General features: G+C 54.3%; 12 protein-coding genes. 10 read left to right on the top strand and 2 right to left on the bottom strand.

What is annotated here, in order from left to right:
- The first annotated feature begins 13 nt into the window (after nucleotides 1-13).
- From J2X14_RS17525 to ubiA, 4 genes are all read left to right on the top strand, one after another.
- Complete coding sequence (locus J2X14_RS17525) at nucleotides 14-1324, top strand: maltoporin (protein ID WP_352412460.1); 1311 nt, start codon at nucleotides 14-16, stop codon at nucleotides 1322-1324.
- Between the two features lie 95 nt (nucleotides 1325-1419).
- Nucleotides 1420-2370 (top strand): maltose operon protein MalM, encoded by a 951-nt coding sequence (gene malM / locus J2X14_RS17520; protein ID WP_352412459.1) that lies wholly within the window; start codon nucleotides 1420-1422, stop codon nucleotides 2368-2370.
- 292 nt (nucleotides 2371-2662) lie between these two features.
- Nucleotides 2663-3190 (top strand): chorismate lyase, encoded by a 528-nt coding sequence (gene ubiC / locus J2X14_RS17515; protein WP_352412458.1) that lies wholly within the window; start codon nucleotides 2663-2665, stop codon nucleotides 3188-3190.
- Nucleotides 3183-4073, top strand: a complete 891-nt coding sequence (ubiA, locus tag J2X14_RS17510; protein ID WP_352412457.1) for a 4-hydroxybenzoate octaprenyltransferase — start codon at nucleotides 3183-3185, stop codon at nucleotides 4071-4073. The genes ubiC and ubiA overlap by 8 nt, the downstream gene beginning before the upstream one ends.
- Nucleotides 4074-4144: 71 nt before the next feature.
- On the opposite strand, the gene plsB is transcribed toward ubiA, so the two are convergent.
- The gene (gene plsB, locus J2X14_RS17505) at nucleotides 4145-6568 is read right to left on the bottom strand and encodes a glycerol-3-phosphate 1-O-acyltransferase PlsB (protein WP_352412478.1); all 2424 of its coding nucleotides are present in this window, start codon (nucleotides 6566-6568) and stop codon (nucleotides 4145-4147) included.
- Nucleotides 6569-6696: 128 nt separating this feature from the next.
- Between plsB and J2X14_RS17500 the strand changes: the two genes are divergently transcribed.
- From J2X14_RS17500 to J2X14_RS17485, 4 genes are all read left to right on the top strand, one after another.
- Nucleotides 6697-7065, top strand: a complete 369-nt coding sequence (locus J2X14_RS17500; protein ID WP_352412456.1) for a diacylglycerol kinase — start codon at nucleotides 6697-6699, stop codon at nucleotides 7063-7065.
- Between the two features lie 105 nt (nucleotides 7066-7170).
- A complete protein-coding gene (gene lexA / locus J2X14_RS17495; protein WP_249892489.1) occupies nucleotides 7171-7779 on the top strand; it encodes a transcriptional repressor LexA in 609 nt (202 codons plus the stop codon).
- A gap of 101 nt (nucleotides 7780-7880) precedes the next feature.
- Nucleotides 7881-9203: an MATE family efflux transporter DinF gene (dinF, locus tag J2X14_RS17490; RefSeq protein ID WP_352412455.1), complete on the top strand. Its 1323-nt coding sequence runs from the start codon at nucleotides 7881-7883 to the stop codon at nucleotides 9201-9203.
- 222 nt (nucleotides 9204-9425) lie between these two features.
- Nucleotides 9426-9638, top strand: a complete 213-nt coding sequence (locus J2X14_RS17485) for a CsbD family protein (RefSeq protein ID WP_249892487.1) — start codon at nucleotides 9426-9428, stop codon at nucleotides 9636-9638.
- 220 nt (nucleotides 9639-9858) lie between these two features.
- On the opposite strand, the gene zur is transcribed toward J2X14_RS17485, so the two are convergent.
- A complete protein-coding gene (gene zur / locus J2X14_RS17480; RefSeq protein WP_352412454.1) occupies nucleotides 9859-10374 on the bottom strand; it encodes a zinc uptake transcriptional repressor Zur in 516 nt (171 codons plus the stop codon).
- A gap of 553 nt (nucleotides 10375-10927) precedes the next feature.
- Here zur and J2X14_RS17475 point away from each other — a divergent pair.
- Entirely contained in the window at nucleotides 10928-12202 is a 1275-nt protein-coding gene (locus tag J2X14_RS17475; protein ID WP_502890027.1) for a conjugal transfer protein TraF, read from the top strand.
- A gap of 242 nt (nucleotides 12203-12444) precedes the next feature.
- Nucleotides 12445-12762 carry a type II toxin-antitoxin system RelE/ParE family toxin gene (locus J2X14_RS17470; RefSeq protein ID WP_352412453.1) on the top strand — a complete coding sequence of 106 codons (318 nt, stop codon included), beginning with the start codon at nucleotides 12445-12447 and terminating at the stop codon, nucleotides 12760-12762.
- Nucleotides 12763-12813: the final 51 nt, after the last annotated feature.

Here is a 12813-nt window from a genome sequence, read left to right as displayed (position 1 = left end):
CAGGAGAACAGCGATGTTAACGCGCTCTAAGTACCCTCTGGCCGTGGCAGTGGCCCTCGCAGTTGTCGCACCGCACGCCAGCGCGGTGGATTTCAAAGGTTACGCCCGTTCCGGCATCGGCTGGACCGGCAGCGGCGGTGAGCAGCAGTGCTTCCAGGCGACCGGCGCTAACTCTAAATACCGTCTTGGCAACGAATGTGACACCTATGCGGAAATTCAGCTGGGCCAGGAAGTGTGGAAAGAGGGCGAGAAAAGCTTCTATGTCGATACCATGATCGGCTATGGCGTATCGCAGGAAAATGACTTTGAAACCACGGATCCTGCGGTACGTCAGATGAACGTCGTGGGTAAAAACCTGTTTGATGCGCTGCCGGGCGCCAATATCTGGGCCGGTAAGCGTTACTACAAGCGCCATGACGTCCATATGATCGACTTCTACTACTGGGACGTTTCTGGTCCTGGCGGCGGTATCGAAGATATCGATCTTGGCTTTGGTAAGCTGTCACTGGCAGCCACCCGCAGCACAGAGGCTGGCGGTTCGGAAGCATTTATCAATGGCAGTACGCGTGAGAAAAACCGCGCCAACGATATTTTCGACGTGCGTATCGGCGGTATGGAAGTGAACCCCGGCGGCTCGCTGGAGCTGGGCTTTGACTACGGCAGCGCCAACGATACCGACGACTATCGTGCAACAAACGAAGATGCCTCAGATAATGGCTGGATGGCGACCCTTGAGCACACCCAGACCTTCTACGGCACCAGCCTGAACAAATTTGTTGTGCAGTACGCGACCGATGCGATGACCCAGAACCGCAACGGCCGCCCGGGCACCGCTGAGAGCAACAACGGCTCAATGATCCGCGTCATCGACCACGGCGCGATTGATTTCAATGACACCTGGAGCCTGATGTATGTGGGCATGTATCAGGACGTGGATCGCGATAACAACAACGGCACCACCTGGTACACCGTGGGCGTTCGTCCAATGTACAAATGGACGCCGATCATGAGCACCTTGCTGGAAGCGGGCTATGACAACGTTAAGTCTCAGCGCACCGGCGATCGCAACAGCCAGTATAAAGTCACCCTGGCCCAACAGTGGCAGGCAGGCAACAGCATTTGGTCACGTCCGGCCATTCGCGTGTTCGCGACCTATGCCAAGTGGGATGAGAAATGGGGCTACTCCTCCGATAATACGAATAACGACAACTATGTTGCTGGCGTGGCCAATAACACCGCCTTCAGCGATACCAGCGCCCGTACCTTTAGTCGTGGCGACAGTGATGAAGTCTCCTTCGGTATTCAGATGGAAGCCTGGTGGTAATAAGACAATCTGACAGGGCATAGTCAGCCCTGCGTCCTGCCTTAGCCCGCCTCCCTATTGCCTGAGAGAGGCGGGTTTCTCTTGAGGATAAAAAAATGAAAAAACATCTGCTCGCGCTCTGCCTGTTTCCAGTCCTGAGCTTTACCGTGCTGCCTGCCTTCGCCGCCAGCACCAGCCTTAATCCGCAGAATGTCGCCACTGCGCCATCCATCGCCCCGGACAAGCTACAGCGCCTCTCCTGGCTGCCGCTGGCGCCGCCGGTGAGTCAGGATATTGTGCTGAACACCAGTTCGGCCAGCCTGAATGAAGGCGATATCAGCGGCCCGGTAGCCACCATTGCGCTACCCGCCGATCAGGGATCGCTGGAAGTCACGCTCGCCAGCATCATGAAAGATCAACGCGTCTATGCGCCAAACGTGTTGGTATTGGATAGCCAGCTACAGCCTGCCGCCTTTTTCCCCAGCAGCTACTTTACCTATCAAAAGCCGGGCATTGTCGCCACTAACCGGCTGGAAGGCACCATGAAGCTGACGCCGGTGCTGGGACAAAAACAGATCTACCTGCTGATTTACACCACCACGCGCGATCTGGCGCAAACTTCCACCATGATCAATCCGGCCAAACTCTATGCGGAAGGGGCCAACAATGCCATTCCTGACGTGCCGGATCCGGTGGTGCAGCATAGCAATAGCGGCACGCTCTCATTGAAAGTGAAGAGCGAGCAGAACAGCGGCAACATTATGATTGGTAAGCTGTTCGGTTCTGGCGAATCGAAGCCGGTGGTGGTGGGCAGCACCAGCGCCGCCACGGCATCGGCGCAGCCAATGGTTAACGCACCCGCTCCGGCACCGATGGCTGCGCCCGCGCCTGCCGCGAAGGCTGAGCCGATGCTGAATGACACCGAAAAATATTTTAACGATGGCATTCGTAAAGCTGCGAAAGCAGGCGATATCGATAAAGCGTTGAAGCTGATGAACGAGGCGGAACGCCTTGGCTCGAAATCGGCGCGCGCAACATTTATCAGCAGTGTGAAAGGCAAGGGATAACATCCCCATATTGTTGATCTTGCTGGACGATTGGTGCGCCACTGGCGCACCCTTTTTTTAATGTGCTTTCTACTGCAAGGAAGTATCTTTCCCCGGCATCGTCCGCCGTGCTGAATATTTGATTCCCTACTTTGGTTATGAATACGCTGGCGCATACCCTTTGAGAGCTGAACCGATCATGCCTCCAGGCATAAACCGCAGCAAGCTTGCCCGTTGAATTTCTTCTGCGTTGCGTGTTCTGCGCAAGGCTCTGCGCTACACTATGGCACCTGTTTTTTACCGGAGATGCCGTATGTCCGATAACGCGCTTTCCATGCTGCGCGCCATTGCCTGGCTTCCCGCCTCATCGCCTGCATTGTCAGCCTCTTTGCTCGACTGGCTGCTGGAAGAAGATTCAATGACGAAGCGCTTTGAGCGCCACTGCCAAAAAGTGACCGTAGAGCCGCAGTTTGAAGGCTTCGTCAGCGCTGACGATATCGCTGAAGAATTACCGTTTCTGCCGCTGGAACCGCGCTACTGGCTGCGTGAGATCATCTTATTGGGCGATGGCGTTCCCTGGCTGGCGGGGCGTACGGTGGTGCCGGAATCAACGCTGGACGGGCCGGAAAAGATGCTGAGTCAGCTGGGCACGCGTCCGCTGGGACGTTATCTTTTTTCTTCCTCTACGCTCACGCGTGATTTTATCGACCCAGGCATCTCTGATGCGCTGTGGGGGCGTCGCTCACGCCTGCGTTTATCGGGCAAACCGCTGTTATTAACCGAACTGTTTTTACCCGCTGCACCGCTTTATCAAAGCCCGTCTGGAGAACCAAGTGAGTGATTTAGAAAAAACACTGACGCGCAATAAGCTGCAGGCTTACAGCCGACTGATGCGTATCGATAAACCGATCGGTTCGCTGTTGCTGCTGTGGCCGACGTTATGGGCGCTGTGGCTGGCAGGCGAAGCCGTGCCGCCGCTGCAGGTGCTGATTGTGTTTGTGCTGGGCGTGTTTTTTATGCGGGCAGCCGGTTGTGTGGTAAACGATTTTGCCGATCGTAAAATTGACGGGCACGTAAAACGTACGCAGACAAGGCCGTTAGCCAGCGGTATGGTCAGCGAGAAAGAGGCAAAGGTGCTGTTTGTGGCGCTGGTGCTGATCTCATTCGCGCTGGTGCTGACGATGAACGCCATCACCATCTGGCTCTCATTCGGCGGGCTGGCGCTGGCGTGGGTCTATCCGTTTATGAAGCGCTATACCCATTTGCCGCAGGTGGTTCTGGGTGCCGCCTTCGGCTGGGCTATTCCGATGGGATGGGCGGCAGTAAGCGGTCACGTACCGCTGAACGGCTGGCTGCTGTTTTTCGCCAATATCTGCTGGACGGTGGCTTACGATACGCAGTACGCCATGGTCGACAGGGATGACGATGTGAAAATCGGCGTGAAATCCACTGCCATTCTGTTTGGCCGCTTTGATAAGCTGATTATTGGACTGTTGCAGCTGGCGACACTGCTGCTGCTGGTGATCGTGGGCCAGCGCATGGCGCTGGACGGCGCGTTTTACTGGTCGTTGCTGATAGCCGCCGCGCTGTTTGTTCATCAGCAGAAACTGATTGCCGATCGTCAGCGCGATCGCTGTTTTCAGGCCTTCCTCAACAATAACTATGTTGGGCTGGTTATTTTTATTGGCATTGCGCTGAATATGCCGCCCTTTAGCCAGTGGTAGCCAACCGACGTAGCCAGAAACAAAAAGCGGGCGCCATTGGCGCCCGCTCTGTTTTACGCTGCGATACGCCTTTAACCAGGCGTAACGGCATTTTCAATCGTCTGACGCACATCGCTGGTGATCAGTTCAGCCAGCATATGATAGGTGTTCTGCGTCTGCTCCAGCGCGGCATCGCCGGTGTCACTGATATAGCCTTCGTCACGTAACGTCAGCACCAGCGTTGAGAACACCGCTTTGTCGAAAAACTCCGGCGCGTTAATACCGTGCAGCACCGACAGACGCTGAGCCAGCGTGCGGCTCTCTTTCTCCAGTGAACCACGGTTAATTGCCGGATTCGCGCTAAGAATAGAGAACGTAATCGCGTAGCGCTGCAGCGTTTCACGCATACCTGCAGCCAGCAGCTGCAACGTGCGGAAACGCACCGCGTTCAGGCGCATCATATCGTTCTCAATGGTAATCAGCTGCTGGCGCGCCAGCTCGGCGACCAGCTGTTGCAGCAGCTGCGGCAGCTCTTCTTTATCCCAACGCAGGAACAGTTCGCTTTTCAGCAGCGGATAAAGCACCGATACCTGACGCAGCAGCTCGGCGGCGGAGATTTCACGGTGCTGCTGTACGATTGCGGCAATCAGCGACGGCATAACCAGCATGTGATGCACATTATTGCGATAGTAAGTCATCAGCACCGCCTGTTCGCGCGGCAGGATAATGATATCGCCAATAGTGTCTTTTTCCGTCTCGAACTTGTTCATGTTCAGCGCATGTTCCAGCAGCGCTTCCGGCGTCATATTTGGCACGGTCGCATCTGAGGAATAGGGCACGTTACGCAGCAAGTCGAGATAGCACTCCAGCTGCTCAATCAGCTGTTCGCGGGTAAGTGAGCGCTGACGCGAAGCGAGCAATGCGGTAACGCACAGGTTCATAGCGTTGGCGGCACCGGCGTTGTTGATCCGCACCATGATCTGCTGGGCGATATCGTTCACCGCCGGCGTCAGCCACTGCGGACGCTGCGCCACGATCGGATCGATCGAGTCACGCCATTCCGGCACCTGCTTGTTAAGGTAATTTACCAGCGGCAGTGGCTCGCCAAAGTTTACGTAGCCCTGACCCAGATTGCGCAGCTTGCTCAAACCACGCAGCATTTGCAGAAAGCTCTCTTTCTCTTTCGCCGCGCCGCGTAGCTCTTTCGCGTAAGTGCCCACTTCCATGACATGTTCATAGCCGATATAAACCGGCACCACGGTAATAGGACGGTTACCGCCGCGCAGCATCGCCTGAATCGTCATCGACAGCGTACCGGTTTTCGGATCGAGCAGACGACCGGTGCGTGAGCGCCCGCCCTCAACAAAATACTCAACCGAATAACCGCGGCTGAACAGCTCACCCAGATATTCGCGGAATACCGTAGAGTAGAGTTTGTTGCCTTTAAAGGTACGGCGAATAAAGAATGCGCCGAGGCGACGGAAAATCGGCCCGGCCGGCCAGAAGTTAAGGTTGATGCCCGCAGCGATATGCGGCGGCACCAGACCCTGATGATAAAGCACGTAAGAGAGCAGCAGATAATCCATATGGCTGCGGTGGCAGGGCACATAAACCAGCCCGTGACCATCCAGCGCCAGCTGACGAATGCGTTCGCCGCCGCTGACATTAATGCCCTGATAGATTTTGCTCCATGTCCAGCCAATCACGCGGTCGGTCAGGCGGATCATTTCGTAGGAAAAGTCTGCGGCGACCTCTTCCATCAGCTCAATGGCATTCTGCTGCGCTTTTTCCTGCGAGATTTTCTTGCTGCGCGCTTCGTCTTCTACCGCTTTCGCAATGGCTTTCGACTGCAGCAGCTTATTAAACAGATCGTGGCGCACCGGCAAACGCGGACCAACAGCGGCCAGGCGTTGACGGGCGAAGTGAATCCGCGCCACACGCGCCAGTTTCTGCGCAATGGTTTTATCGGTGCCGTGTTCGGTAGCCATACGACGCAGGGAGACCATCGGCGAGAAGCGGACAAAGCTATCGCGACCCAGCCACAGCACGGCAAAAAATTTCTGTATACCGTTCAGCTCACGCAGGTGAGGGGTTTGTTCGCCCTGTACCTCGCGTCCCGGCGCGCGGCCAAACATCACCGAAACCGGCACCATCTGCACATCTAACTCGGGGTTGTTGCGGTGCAAATCGAGGTAATCGTGAAACAGCTTCACCGATTCCTGATTCGGCACAAAATAGGGGAACACGCGCGGACCGTCATGAATAAAGACGTGACGCGGCAGCAGAGCGCCATCTATCTCCAGCGGCTCAAGCGGATCGGGCAGATCGTGCAAGCGACACTGGGTGCGCAGCGCAAGGAGATCGGCCTTTGAATCATAAGGCAATACATACATAATGGGGCGCGACGTATCGAGTCCCAGTTCTGCTACCGGATCGCCCGGAATTGCCTTACTCTTAACCAAAAATGTAAGTGGTAAATTCAGTAACTTATAATAAAGTTTACGCCAACCTGACATAGACAACATGAAGCCTCTTGTTAGCAAAGCGCCGCAAGCATACCAGAAAGCGCATTGAAGATCTGTGGTGTTGCATTTAGTGCTGCACCCTGACATTGACGTTAAACATTGCAAAGGGTTCCCTGAAGATGGCAAATAACGTAACGGGCCTGATCCGCATCATTAAAGCGGCCGGATACTCCTGGAAAGGCCTGCGGGCGGCCTGGCAACATGAAGCGGCGTTTCGCCAGGAAGCGGTTCTGGCGCTGGTGGCGATCGCGATCGCCTGCTGGCTTGATGTCGATGCCATCACGCGTGTGTTACTGATAGGCTCGGTATTTCTCATTATTATTGTCGAGATCCTTAACAGCGCTATCGAAGCGGTGGTTGACCGTATCGGCAGCGAGTTTCATCCGCTGGCGGGACGGGCCAAAGATATGGGATCCGCCGCGGTGTTGCTCAGCATCATACTGGCGCTTTTTGTGTGGGTAACCCTGCTATGGTCATATTTACGATAGCCTTTCCAGAATAGATAAAGAGTTGTTTTTTACACAGCATTTGGTTTCCATTCCACCAATACCTGTATATACTCACAGCGACTGTATAAACAACCAGGGGGCGGGATGAAAACCTTAACGGCTCGGCAGCAGCAGGTTTATGACCTGATTCGCGATCACATTAATCAGACAGGTATGCCGCCAACGCGTGCGGAAATCGCCGCCCAGTTAGGCTTTCGCTCCCCTAACGCCGCAGAGGAACATCTGAAAGCGCTGGCACGTAAAGGCGTGATTGAGATGGTGTCCGGTGCTTCACGCGGGATTCGCCTGATGGCGGAAGAAGAAAACGGCCTGCCGTTGATTGGCCGCGTCGCCGCCGGTGAGCCGCTGCTGGCGCAGGAACATATTGAAAGCCGCTTCCAGGTTGATCCTAATCTGTTCAAGCCTCACGCAGACTTCCTGCTGCGCGTCAGCGGCATGTCGATGAAAGATATCGGTATTGTGGATGGCGACCTGCTGGCGGTGCATAAAACGCAGGATGTGCGTAACGGCCAGGTAGTCGTAGCGCGCATTGATGACGAAGTGACCGTTAAGCGCCTGAAGCGTCAGGGCAATACCGTGCAGCTGCTGCCGGAAAACCATGATTTCCAGCCGATTGTGGTCGATCTGCAACAGCAGACGCTGACAATCGAAGGTCTGGCCGTTGGCGTTATTCGTAACGGCGACTGGCTGTAATGACTTCGTGGCGGCCTGCTGGCCGTCACGTATTTCCCCTGCTATTTTTCTTCCGGCGATAACCGCTGTGGCCTGTCGCCATATTCTTGCTGCGGATTGCCATGCACTTCTTCTCTGCGACTGATAAAAATCTCTGGCGGCTGGCGCTGCCCATGATCCTCTCAAACATTACCGTGCCGCTGCTGGGCCTGGTGGACACTGCCGTTATTGGTCACCTGGACAGCCCCGTCTATCTGGGCGGCGTCGCGGTAGGCGCCACCGCGACCAGCTTTCTGTTTATGCTGCTGCTTTTCCTGCGTATGAGCACTACCGGGCTCACCGCGCAGGCGTTTGGCGCAGGCGATAAGCAGGCGCTGGCGCGCGCGCTGGTACAACCCTTATGCATCGCCCTGGTTGCCGGTATCGCCTTTATCCTGTTGCGTGAGCCGCTTAGCGCTCTGGCCGCGCAGGCGGTGGGCGGCAGCCCGGCAGTGCTGGAACAGGCGCAGCGCTTTATCCACATCCGCTGGCTTAGCGCCCCCGCGACGCTGGCTAATTTGGTGATACTCGGTTGGCTGCTGGGCGTGCAGTATGCGCGTGCTCCGTTCATCTTGTTGATCGTCGGTAATCTGGTCAATATCCTGCTCGACCTGTGGTTTGTTATCGGCCTTGGCTGGGGCGTGGCGGGCGCAGCGGCGGCAACCGCCATTGCTGAAACCGTTTCGCTGCTGGTCGGGCTGGGGCTGGTATGGCATGTGTTACGCCTGCGTCAGATAACCTTTACGCATCTAAAACAGGGTCTGAAGGGCAATATGCGCCGGTTACTGCGCTTGAACCGCGACATTATGCTGCGTTCGCTGCTGCTACAGCTCTGCTTCGCCTCTGTCACGATTTTAGGCGCGCGCATGGGCAGCGAGATCGTAGCGGTAAATGCGGTGCTGCTGATGTTCCTGACTTTTACCGCTTATGCGCTGGATGGCTTTGCCTATGCGGTTGAGGCGGTTTCCGGCGAGGCCTTTGGCGTCGGCGATGAGGCGAAGCTGCGCCGGGTCTGGTTTGCCGCCTGTCGGCAGGCGGGACTGGTCGCGCTGCTGTTCGCCGTAGGCTATGGGCTTTGGGGCAGGGATGTCGTTACGCTGCTGACTTCCTTGCCGCAGCTACAGGCGCTGGCGGATCGCTATCTGCCGTGGCAGATGCTGTTACCTGTGGTCGGCGTCTGGTGCTATTTGCTGGATGGCATGTTTATTGGCGCAACACGCGGCCGTGAAATGCGCAACAGTATGGCGCTGGCGGCGTTGGGGTTTGGCATCACACTATTCACCGTGCCGCAGCTGGGAAATCATGGTTTATGGCTGGCCGTTACCGTTTTCCTGCTGTTGCGCGGGCTGACGCTGGGATGGGTATGGCATCGTTATCAGCAGCGGGGCACCTGGTTTACGCTTTGACACATTTGTTACCGTTACGCTTATTAGCTGAATTGGCTGGGTTTTCAGCATGCTTCAGGGTTATTGAGGCGATTTTTTAGTTCATATTCCTGTGTTTCAGAGCAAATTCGCCCGTTTCTACTATTATTAAAAGTGTCAAACACAGGGAATCAGCGCTTTTTATTGTTGTGAGATCGCGTTGGTAGCCAGAAGCTGTTAACACCCAAGGTAGAGGACAAAATTATGAACAGAGACGAAGCCGGCGGTAACTGGAAACAGTTTAAAGGTAAAATGAAGGAAAAATGGGGCAAGCTGACCGATGATGACATGACTGTTATCGAAGGTAAACGCGATCAGCTGGTCGGTAAAATTCAGGAACGCTACGGCTATGCAAAAGACGAAGCGGAAAAAGAAGTGAGCGATTGGGAAACCAACAACCGCGATTATCGCTGGTAAGTTCGCTTTTCAGGATTATGCTCCTACCCTGGCACAAGGAATGTGCCATTTACTCTCTGTATGACCCGTTGCACCTTCACGACTTACCACAGCTATCATGCTGCGCTGCATGAGGCTCTCGCTCGTTGCTGCGGCCACCTCATCGCTTCACCCACTGCTCTGCGCTTTGATAGCGTAGCCTTCGCCTCATGAAAACCGCACGACGCAAAGGCCTTGCTGGCTACCGCCCGCGTTTTTTCTCCACGATGCTGTGATCGTGCGTGCAGCTTTCCGGCTGCTGGCAGCTTTCTACATCTTTACAGAGTGCGCACAGGCCATGCGCTTCAATCACGCTATTACGCAGCGAAAAGCCGCTCTGCTGAGACAGCAGCTGAAGGACCGTTTCCACGCCCTGCGCATGCTGCTCACTGACGGTGCCGCAACGATCGCAAATCAACATCGCGGAAGTATGCTGTGGTTCTTCGAAGTGATGGCAGACCACGTAGCTGTTGTTCGATTCAACGCGATGAATAAAGCCCTGCTCCAGCAAAAAGTCGAGCGCGCGATAAATGGTGGGCGGTTTGGCCTGCGGTTCAGAGGCGCGTAGCAGATCGAGCAGGTCATAGGCGCTGATAGCGGTATTCTTTTCCACCATCAGACGCAGCACCTCCAGACGCTGTGGTGTCAGGCGCACGTTGCGTTGCAGACAAATTTTTTCAGCCTGCGACAGAATCTGTTGTGAAGGTGATACGCTCATAATCTTTCTCCGGGCGATTGAGATGTTATTTTATCACACGCCCTTTACCAGGCAAAATGATTGCCAAAACGCCCGTTGCCGACCTGCCTGAAACAACCGCTCGCCAAAAATTTCGCCTAAAAATCGCGTCATTCTGTGGTTTAAGATTGGCCGTAAAACAGCGCTCTCTTGCCAAATCTCTTCTAAAAAAGCATAAAAAATCGTCCTGCGTTTCTGACAATTGCCAATGAGCGAGCCTGTCGCTGCCTGACCGCAGCGTCATACCACTGATCGTGTTAACCATTTTATTTAGATCCACTAATAAGCACGCTTCCTGTTTGCAGGAGAAAAAAGATCCAGCTAATGTTCAATCAGGCTTAATAACGGCAGAAAAGTTAAATTGCCGGAAAATCTAAAAGAAAGGTTAAGCTAACGGTTGCGCATAAAAGCAGCAATCCTCTGATAAGCCGGGGAAAATGGCCTGAGTTCAGGTTAATAAAACAGGCAATTACTGGTCATCATTCACCCAGTGATTTCCTTCTTACTTTCAGCTTATTTTGGGTGGCGTCTGATAATGGCAAAGAAAAACATTCATGTTTTGAAGCTTTCTCCTGCGGCGGTATTAATGCCGTTAATATTTACCTCGTTTTCTTCCCTGGCGGCCGGCAGCTACTTTGATGCACGTAATGATGCGATGGGCGGGACGGGCGTGGCTTCATCTAACTATACCACCGCGCCATTATCTAACCCGGCGCTGCTGACCAAAGGTCGTGCGGAAGATCGGGTGAGTGTGATTCTGCCTTCCGTCGGTGTGCAGCTCAGCGATAAAGATAATATGATCGATAAGATCGATGATGTTACCGATACCGTTGATCGCTATCAGGATGTATTCCGGAACTTTGACGTTAACGATTTACTGACTAACCCTGCAGGCGCGCTTGACCTGATTAGCAACGTGCGCTCCGCCTCTGGTGATTTGGCTAACCAGCTGCGCGATCTGCGCGGCAATAAGGCGAACGGCTCTGCCGGTGCCGCTATTGTGGTGGCGGTGCCGAATGAAACGCTGCCGTTTGCGTTTGTGGCCAAAGCTTATGGTACGGCGCATCTGCAAACTGACGTGGCGCAAAGCGATATCGACTATCTTGATGCGGTGGCCGACGGTTCACTTTTTCCCGCACCGGGCGATCAGTATTTGCTGCGCTCCAGCGCCACCGGCGTGGCGGCCATCGTAGCGGATTACGGCATTGCGGTTGCGCATGAGTTTAACATTGGCGGACAGGCGGTCTCGGTCGGCGTTACGCCCAAGCTACAGCAGACTCGCCTGTATAACTATCGCGCCTCGGTTTATAACTTCGATAAAGATAAGGTTACCGACAGCCAGTATCGCAAAAACGATAGCGGCTTTAACCTCGATGCCGGCCTCTCTACCGATGTGGGCGAGAACTGGACATTTGGCCTGAGCGCGCAAAACCTGATCTCACGCGATATTGAGACCAAAGAGGTGAATGGCTATCAGGACACTTACCAGATCCGTCCGCTGGTTACCGCCGGTGCGGCCTGGCATACCGAAAAGCTGACTGCCAGCCTGGATGTGGATGCCACTCGCACCAAACGTTTCAAATCGCAGGATGACAGCCAGTACGCAGGCGTCGGCGTGGAATATCGTGCGCTGGACTGGTTACAGCTACGCGGCGGCTATCATGCTGATATGAAATCCAATGATGCCAATGTGGTAAGCGCCGGTTTCGGCATTTCACCATTTAATAACCGCATTCATCTCGATCTGGCCGGTTCCGTTGGCGACGACGATACCTGGGGCGCGATGGCGCAGCTGGGCTTTTCTTTCTGATAAATTAAGCGGATAGCGCCAGGAAAGACACAGTTCAGGAGCAGGGCCGTAATGAGTGTATTGCGGCCCTGTTTTTATTTATAAGGTGAGAAAAGCGAGATTCCTGAATTTTACAATCCTAACCGTTAGCGAATAGAAGCAGGTGGTTGTAATTTAACGTGTACGGAGTACATTAAATGGCTTGATTTGTGTACCTGGTACATCTAATCTGTCTCAAAGTTATGAACACGTCAGGGAACGAGATGTTCACTTTTATTGAACTGCAGGGTTTCAGTAAACGACGTCAGGAACTCCTGCCTGCTGATGAATTCCGGGCTTTTCAGGAGATGTTAATAGAAGATCCTGAGGGTGGAGCCACTATCGCGGGAACGGGAGGGTTTCGGAAAATACGTTGGGGTCGTCCAGGAACAGGAAAACGCGGCGGCGTACGCGTTATTTATTACAATGTGATAAGTAAAGGAAGGATTTACCTGGCTCTGTTATATCCCAAAAATGAACAGGATGATTTAACGGAAGAGCAAAAGAGAGTACTGAAGCAGCTATCCGATCTGCTGGCGTAACGCTGAGATTCTGTAACTCCCATTATGGTAACTGGACCGGATGCGGCGTCA

Origin of the sequence: Mixta sp. BE291, from assembly GCF_031457955.1 — a bacterium.
In the GTDB taxonomy this organism is placed as follows: domain Bacteria; phylum Pseudomonadota; class Gammaproteobacteria; order Enterobacterales; family Enterobacteriaceae; genus Mixta.
The sequence above is the reverse complement of the archived record's forward strand: the minus strand, read 5'-3'. Positions and strand labels throughout refer to the sequence as shown.

Bases quoted from the DNA above. Each gene is read 5' to 3' on its own strand.
- malM (WP_352412459.1), top strand. From the start codon at position 1,420: ATGAAAAAACATCTGCTCGCGCTCTGCCTGTTTCCAGTCCTGAGCTTT.
- J2X14_RS17500 (WP_352412456.1), top strand. From the start codon at position 6,697: ATGGCAAATAACGTAACGGGCCTGATCCGCATCATTAAAGCGGCCGGA.
- plsB (WP_352412478.1), bottom strand. From the start codon at position 6,568: ATGTCAGGTTGGCGTAAACTTTATTATAAGTTACTGAATTTACCACTT.
- J2X14_RS17470 (WP_352412453.1), top strand. From the start codon at position 12,445: ATGTTCACTTTTATTGAACTGCAGGGTTTCAGTAAACGACGTCAGGAA.
- ubiC (WP_352412458.1), top strand. From the start codon at position 2,663: ATGTCCGATAACGCGCTTTCCATGCTGCGCGCCATTGCCTGGCTTCCC.
- dinF (WP_352412455.1), top strand. From the start codon at position 7,881: ATGCACTTCTTCTCTGCGACTGATAAAAATCTCTGGCGGCTGGCGCTG.
- lexA (WP_249892489.1), top strand. From the start codon at position 7,171: ATGAAAACCTTAACGGCTCGGCAGCAGCAGGTTTATGACCTGATTCGC.
- J2X14_RS17525 (WP_352412460.1), top strand. From the start codon at position 14: ATGTTAACGCGCTCTAAGTACCCTCTGGCCGTGGCAGTGGCCCTCGCA.
- zur (WP_352412454.1), bottom strand. From the start codon at position 10,374: ATGAGCGTATCACCTTCACAACAGATTCTGTCGCAGGCTGAAAAAATT.
- J2X14_RS17485 (WP_249892487.1), top strand. From the start codon at position 9,426: ATGAACAGAGACGAAGCCGGCGGTAACTGGAAACAGTTTAAAGGTAAA.
- J2X14_RS17475 (WP_502890027.1), top strand. From the start codon at position 10,928: ATGGCAAAGAAAAACATTCATGTTTTGAAGCTTTCTCCTGCGGCGGTA.